Consider the following 19,597-nt stretch of genomic DNA (forward strand, 5'->3'; position numbering starts at 1 on the left):
CGCGCAGGATCTGCGCGCACTTGCCCGGGTGATGGGCGAGGGATCTTTCCTGCGCGATGGTCCTGGCGGCGGGGTCGAGCTTTCGTTGTCGCTGAGCCAGGCGGTGCCCTACCGCGCCTTCGTGCTGGATGCGCCCGCCCGGTTGGTGGTCGATTTCCGAGAAGTGACCTGGACAGGCCTGCCCGACGGCTTCGATGAAGCGTCCTCTGTCACGGACGTGGCCACCGGGCGTGGCGATGCCGGCTGGTCGCGCATGGTGCTGTCGCTTTCGGCCCCCCTTGGCATCGCGCGCGCCGAGATGCGCACCGACGAAGTGGACGGCACCGCCCTGGTCAGCCTCTCCCTTGCGCCCGTGTCACAAGCCGAGTTTGCCGAATCCGCGGCGCATGTGCCGCCCGGCGTGCGCCTGCCGCCCGTTCCGGTGGTGGATGCGCCCGATCCAGGCCGGGACGAGGCGCTCTTGATGATCGCGCTCGATCCCGGGCATGGCGGCGTCGATCCCGGCGCGCAGCGGCGCGGGCAGGACGAGGCCGACCTGATGTTGGTCTTTGCCATCGAACTGCGCGAAGTGCTGCTGCGTTCGGGGCTTTTCGACGTGGTGCTGACACGCGAGGGCGACTGGTTCGTGTCACTGCCCGAACGCGTGACAATCGCGCGCGGGGCAGGGGCGGCGGCCTTCATCTCGCTTCATGCCGATGCGCTGGCGGCGGGCGATGCGCGCGGGGCGACTGTATACACTCTGTCTGAAACGGCCTCGGACGCGGCCTCCGAGGCGCTGGCCGAATCCCATGACCGCGCCGACCTGCTGGCAGGCGTGGACCTCGCAGGCAGCGATGACGAGGTGGCCGATATCCTGATCGACCTGGCGCGGCTGGAAACGGCCCCCCGGTCCGACTCGCTGGCCGATCACATCGTCGAGGCGATGGACGGGGCCGGGGTTGAACTGCATCCCCATCCGCGCCTGGAAGCGGGGTTTTCCGTTCTGAAAGCGGCGGATATTCCCTCTGTCCTGGTCGAGCTTGGCTTCATCTCGGACATGGATGACCTGGCCAACCTGATGGACCCGGAGTGGCGGGAAACCGTGCAGGAGGCGATCCGCGACGCGCTGGTGGCCTGGGCCATCGCCGACGAGGCGCGCGTGGGGCTGATGCGTCAATAGACGTGCCGTGACCCCTAGGCGGCGCCGCGTGGCTCTGCCATGATTTGACAGGAGCAATAGTGACCAGAGCGCATCGTGGGGGCGCGCGACGGCCATGTCAGATGGATATGACACGAGGCGCTCGGTCCTGGCCGGGCTGATGGCGTCGGCCTGTGGGCTGGCCCTATCGGGCTGCGCTGGCCCCGCGTCAGCGCCGCGTGATCCGCGTTTGCCACCAGCTTCTGACAATGCCCTACGGGTCGCCACCTTCAACATTCGATATCTCGACCTGACGGAACGGGCGGTCGATGGCCCGTTGGGGATGGACGCGTGGCAAGCGCGCTGGCCGCTTCTGCGTGCGGCCCTGGCCGAGATCGACGCCGATCTCATCGCCTTCCAGGAAGTGGAAAGCTGGACGGGGGAACCCCAGGGCAGCCCCACGGTGCAGCGCGACTGGCTGACCGCGCATCTTGCCGCCTACGGGGTTGCGGCGGCGAGCGGGCACGGGGGGCGGGAAACCGGGCAGCCCATCTTCTATCGCCGCGCCCGGTTTGGCTTTCTGGACGAGGGCTGTGCTTCGCTTGGGGATGCGCCGGGTCTGGCGGGGGCGGTGGCGGGCTATCCCGACCGCATTACCTGGGCCCGGCTTCAGGACAGGCGCACCGGGCAGCGCCTGACCGCGATCAACCTGCATCTGCACTTCTCAGACCATCTGCGCCGTCAAAGCGGGGCCTATGGGGCGATTGACATCGTGGAGACGGCGCGCGCGCGGGGGGATGCAGTCCTCGTCCTGGGCGATTTCAACGAGTTTGCCGATGCGCGCGCCCTGCGGCTGTTTCAGGAGGAGGGCCTGGTGCTGGTTCCCTCATCGGGGGCCAGTTACCATTTCAACGGCGGGTTGCATCTTTACGGGGCGATCGACCATATTCTGCATGGCGAGGGGCTGCGCGCAGAGAGCGAGGCGCAGGTTTATCGCGCGGGGCAGGCGGGGCGTTACCCGTCCGATCATTACCCGGTCTGGGTCGATCTGGCACCTTACTGACCACTGGCGCTGGACGTGAAAAAGGGGCGGACCTGAAGTCCGCCCCTTCGCGCATGATGCGGGCCGGGAAGAGGGCGGCCCGCCCTGTCGCGAAGCCTGATCTCAGTCTTCCCAGACCGGGCGCGCCAATTCGCGTTCGACATCCCGGCGGCTCAGCCCGATATCGTTCAGCAGATGCGCGTCGAGCCGTTTGAGGCCCCGGCGGGTGCGGCGGCGCTCTTCCCACTTCACCACAAGCACCACGACACGCAGCGCAGCGGCGGCGGCCGGGGGCAGCTGACGTCCGGTGAGATAGCCGAGGGCGGTCTGTGTGTGAGCCTGTGTCATGAGAGAGTCCTTTCACTAAATTGTATTGACACAATATGGCCAATTTGCCATGAGAAAGGGATACAAAAATTGATACATACGGTCGAGAGAAACATTGTAATGAATACAATCTGGCAGCCCACGCTGGAGGGCCGCGATGGCCCCAAGTATCGTGCCGTGGTCGATTCAATCCGCGAGGCGACCGCCGACGGGACCTTGCCCGTGGGGCAGAAGCTGCCCCCGGTGCGGGACCTGGCCTGGCAACTGTCGATCACGCCGGGCACCGTGGCGCGCGCCTACACGATCCTGACAGACGAGGGGGTGCTGGAAAGCCATGTGGGCCGGGGCACCTTCGTCGCGGCCCCCAAGTCGCAGATGCAGGAAGATATCTGGTCGCGGTCCCTCAGGCGGCTGGAGGCGACCGACCCCGGTCATGTCAGCCTCTTTGCGCCGCGCCTGGCCGATATGGGGCAGGTGGCGCTGATCCGCGAGGCCATGAAACACGCCGCCGAGGCCGAACCGGCCCTTTTCCTGAACTACCCCACCCGCGACTATTACCAGCCGGTGCGAGAGGCGGTGCGCGACTGGCTGTCGGACCTGCCGCTCGGGCCTTTCGGGGAAGAGGACGTGGTGCTGACCCATGGAGGCCAGAACGGGATTTGCGTGATCCTGCAAGCGGCGCTCACGGGCTCGCGTCCCGTCCTTCTGGTCGAGGAACTGTCCTACGCGGGCTTTCGCCGCGCGGCAGAGCTGATGCGCGCCGAGGTGGTGGCGGTGCGCATGGACGAGCAGGGGATGGATCCCGAAGATCTCGATCGGTTGGCCCGCATTCACGGGGCGCAGATGGTCTGCCTGACGCCCGAAGTGCAGAATCCAACCGGCGGGCACATGCCGCTGGCGCGGCGCAAGGCGCTGCTGGCGGTGGCCGAGCGCCACGACATGCAGGTGCTGGAGGATGACTGCTACCGGATGGGGGCCGCGCGCGAGCCGAGCCTGAGGGCCCTTGCGCCCGACCGCTGCTGGCATGTCTCCTCGATCTCGAAAAGCCTGACCCCGGCGCTGCGGGTTGGTTTTGCGCTGGCCCCGCTTGGCCGAACGGCCGAGTTGCGCAAGGCCGCTGAATACGGATATTTCGGCCTGTCGCAGCCACTGGCGGAAACCACACGGCTGTTGCTGACCCATCCGCGCATTCACGAGGTCGTGGCCAGGGTGCAGGCGCGCATGGCCGACTACGTGCGCGTGGCGGTCAACGTGCTGGGGGGCTATGATCTGCGGTGGGATCCGGAAGTGCCGTTCCTGTGGCTGACCCTGCCGGCGGGCTGGCGCGCAGCGGGCTTTTGCCGGGCGGCCGAACGCGACGGGGTTCAGATCCGCTCGGCCGACGAGTTTTCCCTGCGCGACGGGCGCGCGCCCCATGCGGTGCGCATCGCGATCAACGGCAACCTGTCGCTGGAGGTGTTCGAATCCGCGATGGAGCGGCTGCGCGCGCTGCTGAGCGACCCGCCGGAGCAGATCAGCGTCTGATAAGCTGGGGTAAAATAATACCACATTTTCAAGTTATTGATTTTGCTTTATATTTCAAAACTGAGTGGTCAAACATTCTATTGACCTTGCCCCCGAAATCGTTAGAACACGCCCATCCGACGGGGGGCTTTCGCCCCTCGTTCGTTCTTGAGAGATGATCCGGGTGCCAGACCGGCCCCGGCCCCGCAAGGAAAAGACAGATGAAAACCTTCACCGCTACCCCGGCGGATATCGAGAAGAACTGGATCCTGATCGACGCCGAAGGCGTTGTTCTGGGCCGTCTCGCCTCGATCATCGCCATGCGCCTGCGCGGCAAGCACAAGGCGTCGTTCACCCCGCACATGGACATGGGCGACAATGTCATCGTCACCAACGCCGACAAGGTGCAGGTGACTGGCAACAAGCGCAACAAGCCGAACTACTGGCACACCGGTTACCCGGGCGGCATCAAGTCCCGCACCACCGGCCAGATCCTGGAAGGCAAGTATCCCGAGCGCGTCGTCACGCAGGCCGTCAAGCGCATGCTTCCCGGTGGCCCGCTCAGCCGCAAGCAGATGACCAATCTGCGCGTCTACGCCGGTGCCGAGCATCCGCATGAAGCACAGTCCCCGACCGTGCTGGATGTGAAATCCATGAACTCCAAGAACACGCGGAGCTAAGAGACATGGCTGAAACCATTACCTCGCTCGAAGAGCTTCAGGCCGTGGCCGGCGGTTCCGCCGCCCCCGCGATCGAGATCGACACCCCCCGTGAACCGCAGCGCGACGCGCTTGGCCGTTCCTATGCCACCGGCAAGCGTAAAGACGCCGTTGCCCGCGTGTGGATCAAGCCGGGTTCCGGCAAGGTCACCGTGAACGGTAAGGAAATGAACGCCTACTTCGCCCGTCCGGTGCTGCAGATGATCCTGCGTCAGCCCTTCACCGTAGCCGGCGTCGAAGACCAGTTCGACGTGATGGCCACCGTGAAAGGTGGCGGTCTGTCCGGTCAGGCCGGTGCGGTCAAGCACGGTATCTCGGTCGCGCTTCAGCGCTACGAGCCGACCCTGCGCGGCGCGCTGAAAGCCGCTGGCTTCCTGACCCGCGACAGCCGCGTGGTGGAACGCAAGAAGTTCGGCCGCCGCAAGGCCCGCCGCTCCTTCCAGTTCTCCAAGCGTTAACGAAAACGCTGACGCTAGAACAGCTAAGTTATTGGAAAAGCGCAGTTTCGACTGCGCTTTTTCTTTGTGGGCATGACTTACAAAAGTTTGACATGAAGCTTCATATAGGCATGCTACACTGGTGATCTTACACATAGTTTACAGAAATTCGAACAAGCTGCTGGCGATGAGTAAGAGCTATTTGAACAAGGTCGAGCTGAAAGACGGCAACATTATCCTGTTCCACCGTCCCAATGCCAAAAAGCCCATCTACCACATGCGCATACACGTGCGGGGTATGCGTGACGTTTACGGAAATAAGGTGACGTACGTGCAGGAGAGCACGGGCGAAACGGACTTGGAGGAAGCCAAGCGTTACGCACTGGACAAGTACGACGACTTGCGGCTGCGGGCGAAGAAAAAAGAACCTGTCAAACAGCTCACTTTTCACGACCTCTATGTGATGTGGTGGGCTGACAAGCGGCAACGCTTAGAGGCGGCGGCTTTTGCAAAAGGCCGTAAGGGCAAGAACCAGCGCATTAGCTGGTACGAAAAACATTCAAAGCGCTACTGGCTTCCGTACTTTGCCGACATGAAGCTTGATGAAATGACGCAGGCGTTTGTGCAGGGCTACTGGACTTGGCGCATGACGTACTGGAAGCGGGCCAGTGAGGAAGAACGACAGCGCTACGGGAATCATGCCGTCACTCCTGCCAAAAAGAGCATGGACATGGAGCAGAGTGCGCTGCGTGAAATAGCGGCTACGGGCAAGACCGAAGTAGAACGGGCGAAACGCAAGCTGGATTCGATGCGTGGGGCAGCAGCTCGCCGCCCGCACTAACATCAAACTTTGATGTAGTGGTGCCGTACAGCGTCTAGCGGCGGGGCTACAGCGCTGAGAGGGTGGGCGCGGATAGTAGACGTTGAGATTGCATGAGGGGCTGCTGTACGCCACGCAGCTTGCGTCAAACTGGTGCGGCCCGGCGGTTTCACTGCATGTCGTTGCTTGAGTATGTCACAGTCCCAAGATATCGTACTCCAATCCCCAGTAACACGCGAGCAGTTGCGAAAATGACCAAGCCTGATCCTCATGGAAAAGCATTAAAGGCGTTGAGCCGAAATCCAAAGCTACCGGACGTTGACAAGCCTCGTGTGGATGCCGCTTTGGAGCGTTACAACAATTGGCTTGAAGTCCTTAAGAGCGCAGAGGGCGAAGGTGATGTCCTTTTGGAAAAACTCGTTTCGGCGACAAATGAGTATAAGAAATTTATAGAGTTTGATCTAATATTCTGTTCCGAACAAGATTTTCTATATCGGTCTTCCGGGCAACTCAAAATTATCAACACAATTATGGAGGAATTTCTTCCATACCTTGTCGATGAAAGGCTAATTCCCGGTATCGTTAACTTGGATGGCTGCCAAGTTGGGCCACAAGCTTGCTATTCGGGCCTTTTTATTGGCCCCCCGTATGCCGCAATCGACGCTGGTCTCATCTACGTGAAGAAAAAAGATCAAGACTTCACAGTAGGAAGGAAGCTCTATCTCAAAGCGTCCACAAGGAATGGCTTTGAGCATAGCGTGACTACGGAGCTAAACGTTGCGTATTTTGTATCCGAAATCAAAACGAACCTAGACAAGACGATGTTTCAGGAGGCCGCGGCCACTGCAAGAGAGCTAAAGGCATCAGTTGGCGATGCAGTATATGTTTTGCTGTGTGAGTGGCTGGACATGCCGCCCATAGATACCCGTGTCACATCCATTGACGAGGTTATTATTTTGCGCAAAGCGAAACGCCTGGGCTCCGGTCAGCGGGCCACGTTTTCATCCGCGCAAGGCCGAAAAGACGCGGCCGTTCAGTATGAGCAACACCTCGACAATAATCCCTTAAACTTGGACTCCTTCCGAAGACTGATTTTCAAACTTAATGAGTCTTTCCCCCCAGAAGTAGGTATTACTGAGGGCGCAGTTCTCGAAAAGGGATACTTCTAATGGCTGATTGTATTGATCTTTTTGCTGGATGCGGTGGGTTTTCCGAGGGCCTTCGGGCTGCGGGTCTCAAGTCTAGCATGAAGCTAGAAGTCGATAACTGGGCCGCAGAGACACTCCGAGCTAACTTTCCTGAGAGCAAAGTTATTGAAGCCGACATTCGTACTTTGCCAGACGCGGCTATTGAAGAGTTTCGTGGGGTCGACGTGATAGTTGGCGGGCCTCCATGTCAAGGCTTCTCTGTTGCTGGATCGACCCAATTTGGCGTGTCAGATCCAAGAAACGAATTAGTATTTTGGTTTCTTCACTGGGTCGCAATTGTCAGGCCGAAAATTGCCGTCATAGAAAATGTTCCAAACATCCTAACAAAAAAAACAAAAATGGGGACAGTGTTGGATGTTGTTCGAGCTGAACTGAGCACTCTGTCATATGGGGTAGAGGCTAGAGTTCTTAATGCTGCGGATTTTGGGGTACCACAGCTCCGAAAAAGGGCGTTCATTGTCTGTACGGCGCCGGGGGTCAAGTTTAATTTTCCGCAGCCAACCCATGTTGCTTCCAAGGATGCATCGCCTAATCTGTTCGGAAATATCCCGAAGCACGTGACCGTAGGCGACGCCTTCAATGATTTGCCGATTATTGATGCAGGTGAAGGCTGCGATGATGCCACTGAGTATCTCAGTGAACCGCAAAACGAATACCAAGCCGCAATGAGGGTTAAATCTACGTCCGTGTTCAATCATATTGCGATGAAGCACACGGACAGGCTTATTGAACGTTTCAAGCAAATAGAACCGGGAAAGTCGCTAAAAGATGTTTCCCTGGAGTACGGACAGATAGGATATCGGACTGGTCAAGCTGTTGATAAGCCATTCAAGTATAATAACTATCGCCTTGATCCGGCAAAGCCGTCTTTAGCTATTCCAGCTAGCTTTCAGTCGCTATTCTTGCATCCCGATCGACATCGCAACCTAACAGCAAGAGAAGCTGCGAGACTTATGAGTTTCCCTGATTCATTTATTTTTCGGGGGAAACGTACTGCAATGAGTTGGGAGAAGAATCTGTCCCAGTATAATCAAATTGGGAACGCCGTTTGCCCCCTCGTGGCAAAGGCGCTGGGTGAGAGTATTATTAATGCGATTGAAAGCGCCCGTGTGCCAAAAGAATTCTATAAGCGTAGTGTGCGTACAATATCATCACAAGGTGCGCGAAAGTGGCCGCACTCATTGCCGCAAGTGCAGAAGACACTTCCAGATGCCGTCAGATTACTCCTTAGAAATATTTCGTCTAGTTGGCTGGCGCTCGAAGGAGAAGAATATGTCGCTAATGGTATCAGAGTGCCTTTGGAGGCGTTCGCTCTAGTTCCGGTTATTGTTGGGTTAAAGGATTGCCCTGTTTGCTCCACCGATCTCGCTCCCAATGCAAATCATAGCCATGAGATGCCGCTTTTAATAAGCAAAGATGACACGCAGTCCTTGGTCAAGAATGACAATGACCATGGGTTGGACTATCACTTAAGGTGTTTGCTTGGATTAGATCATCAAGTGGCAGTGACTGTTGCTGACAAAATGATTGCAGAAGATCTTGCGGTTGACGTGACCGTAATTAATCCCAGAACCGGGCGACGTGTGCGCGGACTAAAGCTGACCGAAGCAGCTAGTGTTTCCGCGGATATTCGCGCAACTGTAATTGCGGCGATCAAAGACTGTTTTGCTGCTCAAACTAAGGTTCTAGCGTGATCTAGTTGCGCACGGTCTACCCAGCGAAGCTATAATTCAGCCCCTAACGGCGGTTGGAAATCGGGGGATGACAGCTTTGGCCGATGCAGCTTTGGCTGTGTTGAGCTTGCTTTCGACAACTGAGGCTGGGGCAGGCGCTGACTGTTTTGGACGACCACGCTTGTCTTGCGGCACACCATCGCGTTCTTCTGCTTCAAGCTCAACTTCCGTCATGCCCGCTTCGCCGCGCAAGCCGCCTAGTCCGAGCGTGTGCAGGTTGAGGCCCAAAAGCGAGTTCGGCCTTGGTTCTTTGCGCAAGACGGTGGGTGGTACGTGCAATGCAGGTACGGAACTCGCGTTCTCAACATTAACGGAAAAAGCAACGCGGTTTTTGTCGAGCAACTTGGGGACGTACAGGCTGTGCTGGATGCGTTCAAAGCTGCTGCTGAGAGTGGTGAATTGGATAAGGCTGTTGCTTTCGCTACCAAAGCTCGGTCAGCATAACAGCTAACAAGCTAAGCTAGCTGAAAGTTTTGCGTTTGTTTAACAGCAAGCTTTTTATGGCTGTAAACTACTGTAAAAACATATGAAGTAGAGGCTCTAGTTTAGCCAAGCGCTGATTTCACGGCGATACGATTTTGCGAAGGGCCGTCCCGGTTGGGGCGGCCCTTTTCGCTTGGCGCAGGCTGGTCAGTTGGCGAAGCGCGCCCGCAATTTTGCCTGGATCGGGGCCTCGAAGAACCGGTTGAGCAGCAGGCCAAAGCCAAGGCTCAGGGCTGCCGTCAGCCCGAACGTGCCCAGGACCAGCCACAGGTTCGCCTGCCCGAGCGCCTCGGACTCGGTCGAGCGGAACACGACCACGGCGGCGATGAGCAGGAAGAACATGTGGAAGAGGTAGATCGGGAAGATGGTGCGCGAGACCGCCCCCCAGGGGCCCGGCACCCGCGCGCCGAGCGATCCGCCCGGCGCGGTCAGGCCCGACAGCGCCAGCAGCCCGACGCCGATTGATGTCAGGGGAATGGTGAAACACCAGTAAAGCGCCCAGAACCGCTCGCTTCCCCAGGCATAGACCCAGGAGCGTTCATCGTGGATGGGCAGGCCCCAGGCCAGCCACAGGATGGGCAGGGCCGCGAGGGCGAGGGTGATGCGCGCGCCCCGGCTTTGTTCCAACCGCGTGATCCAGCCCGGGCGCATGACCAGCCACCACGCCACCGCCAGACCTGCGATGAAGGGCGACAGGCGGAACCAGGGCCGGAAGTAGAGCTCGAAGGCCGCGCGGGTGGGTTCCTGCGTGGCGATGAGATCGGGCAGAAGCCGCGCCACGCTGTCGCCGCTGACCGCGAGGTAGCCATATCGGACAAGGCCCGAGGCGGCGAAGGCCAGGACAAGCCACAGCCCCGGTCGGCGCAGCCGGAACAGCCCTTCGACCGCCAGCGGCAATGCCAGGTAGGCCAGCAGGATCACCTCCATCGACCAGCCCACGGGCACGACGCTGGAATCGCCAAGCGTGTAGCCCAGGAAAAATGCCGACAGCAGCACCTCGCGCAGGCCGTCGCCCTGGCCAAGCGCGAAAAGCGCCACCGCCAGCCAGTAGAGCGGCACGATACGGCTGACCCGCTTGACCAGGTAATCGCGCCGGGAAATGCGGCCGGTGGCCAGGCGTTCCTCGATCAGCGAGACACCCAGCAACAGCGCCGAGACCACGAAGATCACATCCGGCCCGTCAGGCTGCCAGGCGAAGTTCAGCGCGCGCGGCAGGCGTTCCATGATGGCGGGCAGGTCCTCGGGCGGGGCAAAGCGCGAGAGCCCGTGCAGGACGTGGAACAGCACCACCTGCAGGATGCCATAGGCCCGCAGCAGGTCCATCAGACGGCGGCGGGCGGGATCCGCGAAGACAGGGTCAAGGCGGGCGGTGTCAGGCATCGGGGTCGATCAGGCCAAGTCCGCGCAGGTAGATGCCGATCCCGGCCTCCAGCAGTTCCTCGGGCGGGAAGGGCGCGTTGCCGCCCGGTTTGCCACGGGCGAAAAGCTCGACCACGCCATGGCTCATGGCCCAGATATGGGCGGAAAACATGCTGGCGGGCGGGCGCTTTTCCGGGGGAATGTGCTGCGACAGCGCCTCTGCCGCCTTTTCCAGGATCGCCCGCGACCGGGCGGCGGCGCTGGCCAGGCCCGGGGTCGCGTTCATCGGGATGCCGCTTTCGAACATGGCCATGTAATGGCCGGGATACTTGCGGGCGAAGGCCAGGTAGGCGCGGCCCGTGGCCTCGAACGCAGCCAGCGCCGAAGGCCCGCCGGACTCGAAGGCATATTCCATCACATCGGCAAAGATCTCGTGGCCCTGGCGTGCGCCTTCCGCGATCAGCGCCTCGCGCCCCTCGAAATGGCGGTAGACGGCAGCGGGTGTCACCCCCGCCTGCTTGGCCGCTTCCGACAGGGTAAACCCCGTCGGTCCCTTTTCCTCGATCAGCTCAAGCGCCGCATCCACGAGGGCCTGGCGCAGGTTGCCGTGATGGTAGCCGCGTTTACCCATGTGCCGGATTGTCCGTCCACATCTCGGGGCCGCCGCAGATGGCCGGGTCGGGTTCGCCCACGATGGTCTTGTCCTTGCGGTCGTAGTCGAGCCCCGACAGGATCTTGCGGATGACCGCCAGGCGCGCCCGGCGCTTGTCGTCGGAGCGGATCACCGTCCAGGGGGCCCGGTCGGAATGGCCGCGCTCCAGCGTCTCGCTGATGGCGGCGCTGTAGGCATCCCATTTCTTCAGCCCCTCGACATCGATCCAGCTGAGTTTCCACTGTTTCAGCGGGTCGCGTTCCCGGTCGAGGAAACGGCGCAGCTGCTCGGCCCGGCCGACATTGAGCCAGATCTTCACCAGGTGAATGCCATCGCGCACCAGCATGTCCTCGAATTCGGGCAACTGGCCGAAGAAGTTCTGGCGCTGCGTGGGCGTGCAGAAGCCGAAGACATGTTCCACCACGCCGCGATTGTACCAGCTGCGGTCAAAGAGCTTCATTTCGCCCCCTGCGGGAAGATGCTGGATGTAGCGCTGGAAATACCATTGCGCGGCCTCGCGCTCGGTCGGTTTCGACAGCGCCACGACCGAGGCGATCCGCGGGTTGAGGTTTTCGCGCACCCGCTTGATGGCGCCGCCCTTGCCGGCTGCATCGCGTCCTTCGAAGACCACCGCCACCCGTTTGCCGCTTTCCTTGACCCAGGCCTGGCATTTCACCAGTTCGATCTGTAGCGCCTCCAGCTGATCTTCGTAGTCCTTCTTGTCCATCCTCTCCTGGTAGGGAAAGGACGGATCCAGCACGCTGTCCTTCTTCGCGTCCTGGATGGCGCTGCGGACGGGGGCAGGGGCGTCGGTGTCGTAGAAGGCGCTGATCGCACCGTCGAAGGGCAGGTCGGTCATGGTCTGGCTCTTAAGGTCTTGCTGCTCTGGCCCAATATGGGCCTCGGGGGCGCTCAGCGCAATCCGGCGCGGGCGGCGGCGCGGTCGATGGCGGCCACGACATCGCCGGGATGGGTGTGATGCGGCATGTGGCTGGCGCTGTCGAGCGTGGTCAGCCTTGCGCCGGGGATCGCGCGGGAAAGAGGCTCGGAATGGATGGCACATCCAACCGTGCGGTCGCCCGTCGCGTGCAGGATTTCAACGGGAAGGTTGAGGCTGGCGTAGTGCGGGGCGAGCTCCGTGATCCAGCCCAGAAGATGCCGCCTTTGCAGGGCATTGGCCCGCATCGCGCCCCGGCGCAGCGTCAGGCGGGGGCCGAAATGGGCGCCGTAGCCCTCGGGTACCGGTTCGGGGGCGAAAATCGCGGCGATCTGGTCCTCGATCACGCGGTCGGGCAGGAAGGCCGTCAGGGCCGGGATCAGCAGGTGCCGCCCGGGCCAGCTGGAAAGCACCGTGTAATAGGCGCCAAGCCCCGTGGTCCAGGGGTGCGAAACGCCCGAGACGGTGACAAGCGCCGCGATCTGGTCGGGGTGCTGCACGGCCCAGGCCAGCGCCACCGCGCCGCCCAGGCTCTGGCCCATCACGATGGGCCGCTCGGCCCCAAGCTGGCGCGCTGCGCCCGCCAAGACCTCCGCCTGCTGGCGCAGCGTCGCCCCGTCCGCACTGATCGGGTCGCTGTAGCCAAGCCCGGGACGATCCATGAGGATCACCCTGTAATGATCTGACAATAATGGCAAAAGCCGAAACGTGAAGTCGCGCAGATTGCCCGAAGATCCGTGGATCAACACCAGGTCCGGCCCGTGGCCTTCCACATGGGCGTGGACCTGAACACCGTCCACATCCAGCAATTGCCCAAGCGGTGGATAGCGTTCTTCGGCACGGGCCTCCTGCACGCCCGCGCGCCAATGCGTCAGCCCGGCGGCAGCCCCCGCCAATGCCAGTGCGGTCAGCCCCGCGGCCATGGCTCAGCCCCTCAGGTCGGTGCTTTCCAGCCCGATCTTGTCCAGGTCGAAGGGGGTGGTTTCGTAGATTTCCGAGATCCAGTTGCCGTAGAGCAGATGCGCATGGCTGCGCCAGCGGTTCTGCGGCGGCTTCGAGGGGTCGTCATCGGGGTAATAATTCGTGGGCACGTTGATGGGCGTGCCTTCGGCGATGTCGCGGTCGTATTCCTGCTTGAGCGTGCCCGAGTCATATTCGAAATGGTTGAAGACATAGAGCGCCCGATGCGCCGGGTCCTCGACCAACGCGGGTCCAACCTCGTCGGAATGGATCAGGATGCGCAGGCCGGGAACGGCCTCGATCTCGTCTCGGCGCATCTCCGTCCAACGGCTGACCGGCATCACCAGGTCGTCAGAAAATCCCCTGAGAAGAGAGACTTCCGGTGCGAGGTTCATGTGCCTGAAACAGCCGAAGGCCTTGTGATCGAGGATGTGCTTCCTGACCCCGTGGAAATGGTTGATCATCGCCATCCCGCCCCAGCAGACGCCGAAGGTGGCATGCACGTTGGTCTGTGTCCAGTCGAAGATGCGGGTCAGTTCGTCCCAATACGTCACCTGGTCGAATTCCAGGTGCTCGATCGGCGCACCGGTGATGATGAGCCCGTCGAACTTCTCGCCCGTTGCCTCCACCTCCGAAAAGGGGCGGTAGAATTCCTCCATATGCTCGGCGGCGGTGTTCTTGGTCTGGTGCTCGCTCATGCGGATGAGACTGAACTCGATCTGCAAGGGCGTGGCCCCGATCAGGCGGGCAAACTGGTTTTCCGTCTGGATCTTCTTGGGCATGAGGTTGAGCAGCCCGATCCGCAGGGGCCGGATGTCCTGTCGCGCTGCCGCGTCCTCTGCCATGACCATGACGCCCTCGCGCGAGAGCACTTCATAGGCGGGCAGGTTGGAGGGCAGTTTGATCGGCATGGGATCGGGGCTCCGGTTACGGGTGGAACAGCAGAATTAGGGGCTTCAGCGCATCGTCTCAAGGGCCGCGGCGACAAGCTCCAGCACGTCGCCCGCGTCGCGGACCGTGGCCACGTCCTCGGCCTTGACGGTGACGCCCCAGTTCTTCGCCATCGAGGCATAAAGCGGCACCCGGTGGCGGATCGCGCGGGCATAGGCGAAGCGGATGAAGTCGTCGGGCACCACGTCTGCGGCCTCGACCCCGCGTTCGCGCTTATAGTCGTCCCACAGCTGGCGCATGATCCGCGGCTGGTAATACATGGGCTTCGGCGCCCGGTCGAACCGGCGAATAAGCTCTTCGGTATGGGCCTCGCTGCCTTCGATCCAGACCATCAGCGTATTGGCATTGAGCGTTTTCATCACCTCGTCGGCGGGATTGTCGGGTTCGACCACCTCGCAGATCGACCCGCCGGTATCGCAGACGAAGTTGGAATAGCCATAGAGATCGTGCGCGCGCTTGATGAAATGGGGCGTATCGAGCAGCGCGTTGATCTCGGCCCGGCGGTGCAGGTCCTGCCGGCGCATGTATTCGGCAAAGCTCAGCCCTCCAAGCGCGGGATTGCCCGGCTTGCCAAGGTAGGTCGACAGCGGCGCGAGATTGTTGAAGGTGATGTTCGAGCCGATATAGATCGAGTCCGAGCGCAAGAGCTCGGCCAGAAGCGGCACCTGCATCGCCTGCCGCTTGAGGTTGTCGGTGATGTGCTCGCCCATATAGGCGGTGCCGATGCGGTAATCGATCGAGTAATGGAACCAGCTGCCCTCGTCGCGCAGCAGGTTGGCCACATGGGTCTTGCCTAGCCCGGACATGCCGAAGAAGAGCAGCCGCTTGTCCTGCGCTGCTTTCAGCTCGCGTGCGTTTTCGTAAATCAGGCCCATGCCGTGTCCCTGCGCTCGAAACTCGGTCTTCGATACCGCGCGGGGGCGCGTGGGTCCATGCGCAATTTCAGCGCCTTGCGATGCGCAGGAGGCGTCCGTCGAGGATCAGAAGGCCAAGCGCCAGCAGGCCAAAGCCCGCGAAGGCCGTGGGCGCAAGCCGCTCGTGCAGCACCACCGCGCCAAGCGTGATCGCCACCGGCGGGATCATCAGCGTGACCAGCATGGCATTGGCGCTGCCGGCTGCGCGCAGGATGCGGTAGTAGAGCAGGTAGGCAATCGCCGTGGCAGGACCGGCCATGTAGGCCACGGCGCCGTAGGTGCGCGGCAGGTCGGGCAGGGTGGGCGCGCCCTCCAGCCACAGTGCCAGCGGCACCATGACCAGCGCCGAGCCCGTCAGCATCCCCGCCGCGGCCATCTCGGGGCGCAGGGTGGACAGGTTGGCCCGCGCCCAGGCCGCGGCAAAGGCATAAGACAGCGTCGCCCCCAGAACCGCCAGCTGCGCCAGCGACCGGATGTCGAAGCTCTCCAGCGCCTCCAGCCCGATCGCAATGGCAACGCCGGTGAAGGCCACCAACACCCCCGCCACCCGGCGCGGAGTCATGCGTTCATCTGCGAAGACCAGCGCCGCGACCGGCACCGCGAACACCGCGGTCGAGGCGTTGAAGATCGAGGTCAGCCCGGTCTCGATATGCTGCTGGCCCCAGGTCAACAGCGAAAAGGGAATGATGTTGTTGAGCAGCCCCATGATCAGGAACGCCCCCCAGACCCCGGGGGCGCGCGGCAGCGGCAGGCGGGTCAGCCCCACGTAAAGCCACAGGATGAGCGCCGCCCAAAGGACGCGATGGGCCACCAGCGTGAACACGCCCAGTTCATCCAGCGCCACCCGAACCGACAGGAAGGAGGCCCCCCAGAGCAGGCTGAGAAGCCCGAGGTCAAGCCAGGTGCGCGGGGTGATCTGGGTTTGGGTCATGGATGAGGTCTAACCGGGAAAGCGCGGGCACGACGACCCGGAAGCTGCGCAAAGAAAAGGCCCCGGGAATGTCCCGGGGCCTTGTGTGTTCAGGTGGCGCGAAGATCAGAAAGTGAATTCTGCACGCAGCCCGAGGCCGATGGCATGGTTGTCCGAGAAGTAGGCAACCGGCTGATCTGCCACGCCGGCGAAAGCATCGCCGAGCCAGGTGTAGTTGATGCCGCCGGTGATGCTCATGTTCCCTTCGGTGTAGCGACCGCCGATGGTCAGGCCAAGCTGGCCGTCGGTCGGCCCGAGCGGGGAAACCGTTGCACCATTGCCCGTGGGCTCATAGGCGATGCTGATGGAGCCTGCGAGGTTCTCGTTGAAGCGACGGGCGAGGCCGAGCGAGTAACGATACGCATCGTCGAGGTTCACAAGGTCCGAGCCCAACAGGGTCGGGACCACGTCAACGGCCGAGAAGTCGGTCCAGCGGAAGCCCGCGGTCAGCAGCGTATCGGCTGCAATCCCGGTCTGGAAGTCGACATTCAGCGACGCAGGCGTGACGTAGTTCACGGCGCTTGCCACGGTGGTGCCGAACATGTTCTCGACGGTGGTGGCGCTGTGGTCAGTTTCCGGGCGGTAGGTCACGGCAAAACGCAGCGCAATGTCCGGAATCTCGTAGGCCGCCCCGATCAGGTAACCAACCGAGTAATCCTCGGCCATCGAGAAGTTGTAGCCGCCATTAGTGGCGAAAGACGTCCCCTGGGTTCCGACGTTCCCGGCAAGGGTGGCCGTGGTCCCGGCGCCGTAGGTGCCGTCGATCAGGGCACCGGCCGCGCCACCCGTTGCGTCACCGCCCGCGATGGCCTGCATTGCACCGCCAAGCACGGTTGACGACAGCGGGTTGTTCTCACCGGGCTGACCGGGTGCGTTGAACCCGGCGGTAACAGCAGATATCGAAATTGCGTTGCGATAGGCGGCACCGTTCAGGGCCACGTCGGCTTCGACACCTTCGTAGCTCAGGCCACCGAAGACGCTGAAACGTTCACCAAACTGGTAGCGCAGGACCAGGGTCGCGGCCTGGCTGCTCAGGTCGGCCATGGTGCCGGCCAGGTTGTCGCTCAGCGGGTTGCCCGAATAGGTGGTGTTCGCGCCATAGGGCTGATCGACGATCAGGGCGTAGGAAAAGCTCTCGTTCACACGGTTGGTGTAGCTGAAGCCGAACTGGGTGTAGTTGTCACCCACGTCATAGCTTCCGGTGCCAACGCCGGTATCGGTGCCGGTCACGCTCGGCATCACGATGCCGAAAGACAGGTTGAAGGTGCCGTCGTCACTGAAGATGGCGCTGGTCGACTGGCCGGAACGGTCCAGACCACCTGCGGTGGCAATTGCCGTGCTCGCCAGAAGGGCGGCGGCTGCAAGCCCGATGTTTTTCATGTTTTGTCCCTCATTGGTGGCCGCAAGGCGGCCCCTCCTCATGCCGACAGCTTTTCACAACCTTTGCAGGTGGCAAATACTTCCCTGACGTCAGGGCCCCGCAGGCCCTGTGGCTATACGAAAGATTTCGGCCATTGTGACGCAATTGCTACAGTTGCCCTAACGTCAGGCGCGGCGTCTCTCGGCCACGACGTTGAGATAGTTAGCGCCAAAGATCAAAGCCGCGCCGAAGAACACGGCCAGGCTCAGCGGTTCATCATACAGAATCATGCCCACCATCGCGATCACCGGCAGGCGCGCGAAATCGATGGGCAGAACCACCGTGGCCGGGGCCAGCGTCATGGCCGTGGTGATGCAGAAATGCGCGGTCAGCCCGCCCAGGCCGATGACCAGGATCCAGGGCATTTCGGCCATGCCGGGCAGGGCAATGTCGCCGTCATATCCCGAGCAGACCAGCCCCAGCACCAGCTGCATGGTGGTGAGGTAGAAGAGGATGCAGGTCACGCTGTTATGGCGCGTGAGCTGCTTGGTGAATATCCCCGTCAGCGCGAAACAGATTGCCGCCAGCGCTGCCGTCACCGTCCCGAGCGAGATCGGTGCCGTGCCGGGCTGCGCCACGATCAGGATGCCCAGGAACCCGCACAGCACCACCGCCAGCTTGCGCAGGGTAAAGCGTTCCCCCAGCAGGAACGGGGCCAGCACGATCACCCACAGCGGGCTGGTGAATTCCAGCGCGAAGACCTGCGCCAGCGGGATCAGCGTGAGCGAGAAGAACCACAGGTTCTGACCCGCGAAATGGGCGATGTTGCGCAGGGCGTGGCGGGGCAGGTCACGGGTGGTGATCTCGCCCGTCTTGCCGCGCAGCACGGCCACGGTTGTCACGATCACCACGCCGATGATCGAGCGGTAGGTCATCATCTCGAATGTGTCGAGGTTCGACGACAGCGCCCGCCCCGCCACCGCCATGGCCGAAAAGGACACGATCGCGCCGATCATCCAGAGCGCGGCGCGCCCGGCCTGCGAGGGCTCGGTCATCGGGTCTTGGCGGGTCATGTCGGGGATCCTGCTCGGGTCTTGGGCAAATGGGTGACAGGCGGGCCGCGCTTTGACAAGGCCCCGTGTTTCAGCCCGCGCGCAGCATCGTGAAGGGCAGGGGGCTGGTCGGGGCCCGCTGTTGCCCCCACATTAGCGCAGACACGACGACGCAAGGAGCATCGCCCATGACCCGCTATCGCAAGACGCAAGAGGCCCTGTCTGCCCTGACCCCGGAACAGTTCCGGGTGACGCAGGAAAACGGGACGGAACGGCCCTTTACCGGCGAATATGACCATCATTTCGAGCCGGGCATCTACGTGGATATCGTGTCGGGCGAGCCGCTCTTTGCCTCCAGCCAGAAATTCAATTCCGGTTGCGGCTGGCCCTCCTTCGCCAAGCCGCTGGAGGCTGCGCATGTGGTCGAACTGCGCGACACGACCCACGGCATGATCCGCACCGAGGTGCGCTCGGCCCATGGCGACAGCCACCTGGGCCACGTCTTCCCCGACGGCCCGCGCGAGATGGGGGGGCTGCGTTATTGCATCAACTCGGCCTCGCTGCGCTTCGTGCCCAAGGCCGAGATGGAGGCGGAGGGCTACGGCGCCTATCTCGGCCAGGTGAGTTGACGCCAAGTCGCCCGCGCGAAAGTTTGAACTATCGCTTTGGCTGTGTTTTTTTGCCTCCTACTCACGGAACACAAGATCGGCCCAAGGCAGGTGGAACTCTACACACTCGAAAACCCCGTATTTCAAATGTATCTTTTCGTGGTTGCCGTCAGCGTCGCGAAAATGATGTATCAAAATCTCCTGGCATCCATCCGCATGGTGGTGTCGGGAACGGGTATGCAAAGCCCCGAGGATTTGCGGCCGGGTCTGCTGAATCCAGACCCGAAACTGTCGCAACTTTCGGCAGGCGACTACGTGGATCGGCCCCGGCGCATCCTGCAAACGGACCTGGAGGTTAATCCTGCGTTCTGGGTTGTGGGACTTGGATTCGTCGCGGTAAACCCTCCCCTCCTGTTCGCCGAGATCTTATTCGTGGGCTTTTTTG

Annotated in this window: 21 protein-coding genes; 10 read left to right on the forward strand and 11 right to left on the reverse strand. The window is 61.8% G+C overall.

Annotated features, from left to right (window positions below):
* Window positions 1-1,159, forward strand: a 1,159-nt coding sequence (locus ACEQXV_RS09450) for an N-acetylmuramoyl-L-alanine amidase (RefSeq protein ID WP_370268916.1), incomplete at its 5' end; no start/stop codon positions are given.
* A 94-nt stretch (window positions 1,160-1,253) separates the two neighbouring features.
* Complete coding sequence (locus tag ACEQXV_RS09455; protein WP_370253238.1) at window positions 1,254-2,180, forward strand: endonuclease/exonuclease/phosphatase family protein; 927 nt, start codon at window positions 1,254-1,256, stop codon at window positions 2,178-2,180.
* A 102-nt stretch (window positions 2,181-2,282) separates the two neighbouring features.
* Here ACEQXV_RS09455 and ACEQXV_RS09460 read toward each other — a convergent pair whose 3' ends face one another.
* The gene (locus tag ACEQXV_RS09460; RefSeq protein ID WP_370268917.1) at window positions 2,283-2,507 is read right to left on the reverse strand and encodes a DUF1127 domain-containing protein; all 225 of its coding nucleotides are present in this window, start codon (window positions 2,505-2,507) and stop codon (window positions 2,283-2,285) included.
* Between the two features lie 99 nt (window positions 2,508-2,606).
* Here ACEQXV_RS09460 and ACEQXV_RS09465 point away from each other — a divergent pair, with 99 nt between their 5' ends.
* The 6 genes from ACEQXV_RS09465 (at window position 2,607) to ACEQXV_RS09490 (ending at window position 8,867) form a co-directional block, all read left to right on the forward strand.
* Entirely contained in the window at window positions 2,607-4,010 is a 1,404-nt protein-coding gene (locus tag ACEQXV_RS09465; RefSeq protein ID WP_370268919.1) for a PLP-dependent aminotransferase family protein, read from the forward strand.
* 200 nt (window positions 4,011-4,210) lie between these two features.
* Window positions 4,211-4,669 (forward strand): 50S ribosomal protein L13, encoded by a 459-nt coding sequence (gene rplM / locus ACEQXV_RS09470; RefSeq protein WP_370268920.1) that lies wholly within the window; start codon window positions 4,211-4,213, stop codon window positions 4,667-4,669.
* A gap of 5 nt (window positions 4,670-4,674) precedes the next feature.
* A complete protein-coding gene (rpsI, locus tag ACEQXV_RS09475; protein WP_370253232.1) occupies window positions 4,675-5,166 on the forward strand; it encodes a 30S ribosomal protein S9 in 492 nt (163 codons plus the stop codon).
* 166 nt (window positions 5,167-5,332) lie between these two features.
* Window positions 5,333-5,986 (forward strand): hypothetical protein, encoded by a 654-nt coding sequence (locus ACEQXV_RS09480; protein ID WP_370268921.1) that lies wholly within the window; start codon window positions 5,333-5,335, stop codon window positions 5,984-5,986.
* A gap of 230 nt (window positions 5,987-6,216) precedes the next feature.
* Complete coding sequence (locus tag ACEQXV_RS09485) at window positions 6,217-7,134, forward strand: Bpu10I family restriction endonuclease (protein ID WP_370268923.1); 918 nt, start codon at window positions 6,217-6,219, stop codon at window positions 7,132-7,134.
* A complete protein-coding gene (locus ACEQXV_RS09490; RefSeq protein ID WP_370268924.1) occupies window positions 7,134-8,867 on the forward strand; it encodes a DNA cytosine methyltransferase in 1,734 nt (577 codons plus the stop codon). The genes ACEQXV_RS09485 and ACEQXV_RS09490 overlap by 1 nt, the downstream gene beginning before the upstream one ends.
* A 36-nt stretch (window positions 8,868-8,903) precedes the next feature.
* On the opposite strand, the gene ACEQXV_RS09495 is transcribed toward ACEQXV_RS09490, so the two are convergent.
* The 10 genes from ACEQXV_RS09495 to ACEQXV_RS09540 all read right to left on the reverse strand — a co-directional run bounded on the left by ACEQXV_RS09495 (window position 8,904) and on the right by ACEQXV_RS09540 (window position 18,565).
* Complete coding sequence (locus ACEQXV_RS09495; protein ID WP_370268925.1) at window positions 8,904-9,248, reverse strand: hypothetical protein; 345 nt, start codon at window positions 9,246-9,248, stop codon at window positions 8,904-8,906.
* A gap of 288 nt (window positions 9,249-9,536) precedes the next feature.
* The gene (locus ACEQXV_RS09500) at window positions 9,537-10,769 is read right to left on the reverse strand and encodes an acyltransferase family protein (protein WP_370253147.1); all 1,233 of its coding nucleotides are present in this window, start codon (window positions 10,767-10,769) and stop codon (window positions 9,537-9,539) included.
* Entirely contained in the window at window positions 10,762-11,379 is a 618-nt protein-coding gene (locus ACEQXV_RS09505; protein WP_370253148.1) for a TetR/AcrR family transcriptional regulator, read from the reverse strand. Before ACEQXV_RS09505 ends, ACEQXV_RS09500 begins: the two co-directional genes overlap by 8 nt.
* Window positions 11,372-12,259 carry a polyphosphate kinase 2 gene (gene ppk2 / locus ACEQXV_RS09510; RefSeq protein ID WP_370268926.1) on the reverse strand — a complete coding sequence of 296 codons (888 nt, stop codon included), beginning with the start codon at window positions 12,257-12,259 and terminating at the stop codon, window positions 11,372-11,374. Before ppk2 ends, ACEQXV_RS09505 begins: the two co-directional genes overlap by 8 nt.
* A gap of 53 nt (window positions 12,260-12,312) precedes the next feature.
* Window positions 12,313-13,260, reverse strand: a complete 948-nt coding sequence (locus ACEQXV_RS09515) for an alpha/beta fold hydrolase (RefSeq protein ID WP_370253151.1) — start codon at window positions 13,258-13,260, stop codon at window positions 12,313-12,315.
* Window positions 13,261-13,263: 3 nt separating this feature from the next.
* On the reverse strand, window positions 13,264-14,208 hold the full coding sequence (metA, locus tag ACEQXV_RS09520; protein WP_370268928.1) for a homoserine O-succinyltransferase: 945 nt from the start codon (window positions 14,206-14,208) through the stop codon (window positions 13,264-13,266).
* 45 nt (window positions 14,209-14,253) lie between these two features.
* Window positions 14,254-15,117 carry an ATPase gene (locus tag ACEQXV_RS09525; RefSeq protein WP_370268934.1) on the reverse strand — a complete coding sequence of 288 codons (864 nt, stop codon included), beginning with the start codon at window positions 15,115-15,117 and terminating at the stop codon, window positions 14,254-14,256.
* Window positions 15,118-15,190: 73 nt separating this feature from the next.
* Entirely contained in the window at window positions 15,191-16,093 is a 903-nt protein-coding gene (locus ACEQXV_RS09530; RefSeq protein WP_370268929.1) for a DMT family transporter, read from the reverse strand.
* Between the two features lie 105 nt (window positions 16,094-16,198).
* Window positions 16,199-17,512, reverse strand: coding sequence for a hypothetical protein (locus ACEQXV_RS09535; RefSeq protein WP_370268930.1), 1,314 nt, complete (start codon window positions 17,510-17,512; stop codon window positions 16,199-16,201).
* A gap of 165 nt (window positions 17,513-17,677) precedes the next feature.
* Window positions 17,678-18,565 (reverse strand): DMT family transporter, encoded by an 888-nt coding sequence (locus tag ACEQXV_RS09540; protein WP_370254259.1) that lies wholly within the window; start codon window positions 18,563-18,565, stop codon window positions 17,678-17,680.
* A gap of 167 nt (window positions 18,566-18,732) precedes the next feature.
* Here ACEQXV_RS09540 and msrB point away from each other — a divergent pair, with 167 nt between their 5' ends.
* Together msrB and ACEQXV_RS09550 are read left to right on the forward strand one after the other, a co-directional pair.
* On the forward strand, window positions 18,733-19,173 hold the full coding sequence (msrB, locus tag ACEQXV_RS09545; protein ID WP_370268932.1) for a peptide-methionine (R)-S-oxide reductase MsrB: 441 nt from the start codon (window positions 18,733-18,735) through the stop codon (window positions 19,171-19,173).
* A 90-nt stretch (window positions 19,174-19,263) separates the two neighbouring features.
* On the forward strand, window positions 19,264-19,597 hold a 334-nt coding region (locus ACEQXV_RS09550), incomplete at its 3' end, for an MAPEG family protein (protein WP_370268933.1).

The sequence above is a fragment of the Nioella sp. genome (genome assembly GCF_964229645.1).
In the GTDB taxonomy this organism is placed as follows: Bacteria; Pseudomonadota; Alphaproteobacteria; order Rhodobacterales; family Rhodobacteraceae; genus Nioella.

What these genes read in the sequence shown, in the direction of transcription:
- msrB (WP_370268932.1), top strand. Translation starts at nt 18,733, where the DNA reads ATGACCCGCTATCGCAAGACGCAAGAGGCCCTGTCTGCCCTGACCCCG.
- ACEQXV_RS09465 (WP_370268919.1), top strand. Translation starts at nt 2,607, where the DNA reads ATGAATACAATCTGGCAGCCCACGCTGGAGGGCCGCGATGGCCCCAAG.
- ACEQXV_RS09480 (WP_370268921.1), top strand. Translation starts at nt 5,333, where the DNA reads ATGAGTAAGAGCTATTTGAACAAGGTCGAGCTGAAAGACGGCAACATT.
- rpsI (WP_370253232.1), top strand. Translation starts at nt 4,675, where the DNA reads ATGGCTGAAACCATTACCTCGCTCGAAGAGCTTCAGGCCGTGGCCGGC.
- ACEQXV_RS09455 (WP_370253238.1), top strand. Translation starts at nt 1,254, where the DNA reads ATGTCAGATGGATATGACACGAGGCGCTCGGTCCTGGCCGGGCTGATG.
- ACEQXV_RS09540 (WP_370254259.1), bottom strand. Translation starts at nt 18,565, where the DNA reads ATGACCCGCCAAGACCCGATGACCGAGCCCTCGCAGGCCGGGCGCGCC.
- ACEQXV_RS09505 (WP_370253148.1), bottom strand. Translation starts at nt 11,379, where the DNA reads ATGGGTAAACGCGGCTACCATCACGGCAACCTGCGCCAGGCCCTCGTG.
- rplM (WP_370268920.1), top strand. Translation starts at nt 4,211, where the DNA reads ATGAAAACCTTCACCGCTACCCCGGCGGATATCGAGAAGAACTGGATC.
- ACEQXV_RS09485 (WP_370268923.1), top strand. Translation starts at nt 6,217, where the DNA reads ATGACCAAGCCTGATCCTCATGGAAAAGCATTAAAGGCGTTGAGCCGA.
- metA (WP_370268928.1), bottom strand. Translation starts at nt 14,208, where the DNA reads ATGCCGATCAAACTGCCCTCCAACCTGCCCGCCTATGAAGTGCTCTCG.
- ACEQXV_RS09490 (WP_370268924.1), top strand. Translation starts at nt 7,134, where the DNA reads ATGGCTGATTGTATTGATCTTTTTGCTGGATGCGGTGGGTTTTCCGAG.
- ACEQXV_RS09460 (WP_370268917.1), bottom strand. Translation starts at nt 2,507, where the DNA reads ATGACACAGGCTCACACACAGACCGCCCTCGGCTATCTCACCGGACGT.
- ACEQXV_RS09535 (WP_370268930.1), bottom strand. Translation starts at nt 17,512, where the DNA reads ATGAAAAACATCGGGCTTGCAGCCGCCGCCCTTCTGGCGAGCACGGCA.
- ACEQXV_RS09530 (WP_370268929.1), bottom strand. Translation starts at nt 16,093, where the DNA reads ATGACCCAAACCCAGATCACCCCGCGCACCTGGCTTGACCTCGGGCTT.
- ACEQXV_RS09500 (WP_370253147.1), bottom strand. Translation starts at nt 10,769, where the DNA reads ATGCCTGACACCGCCCGCCTTGACCCTGTCTTCGCGGATCCCGCCCGC.
- ppk2 (WP_370268926.1), bottom strand. Translation starts at nt 12,259, where the DNA reads ATGACCGACCTGCCCTTCGACGGTGCGATCAGCGCCTTCTACGACACC.
- ACEQXV_RS09515 (WP_370253151.1), bottom strand. Translation starts at nt 13,260, where the DNA reads ATGGCCGCGGGGCTGACCGCACTGGCATTGGCGGGGGCTGCCGCCGGG.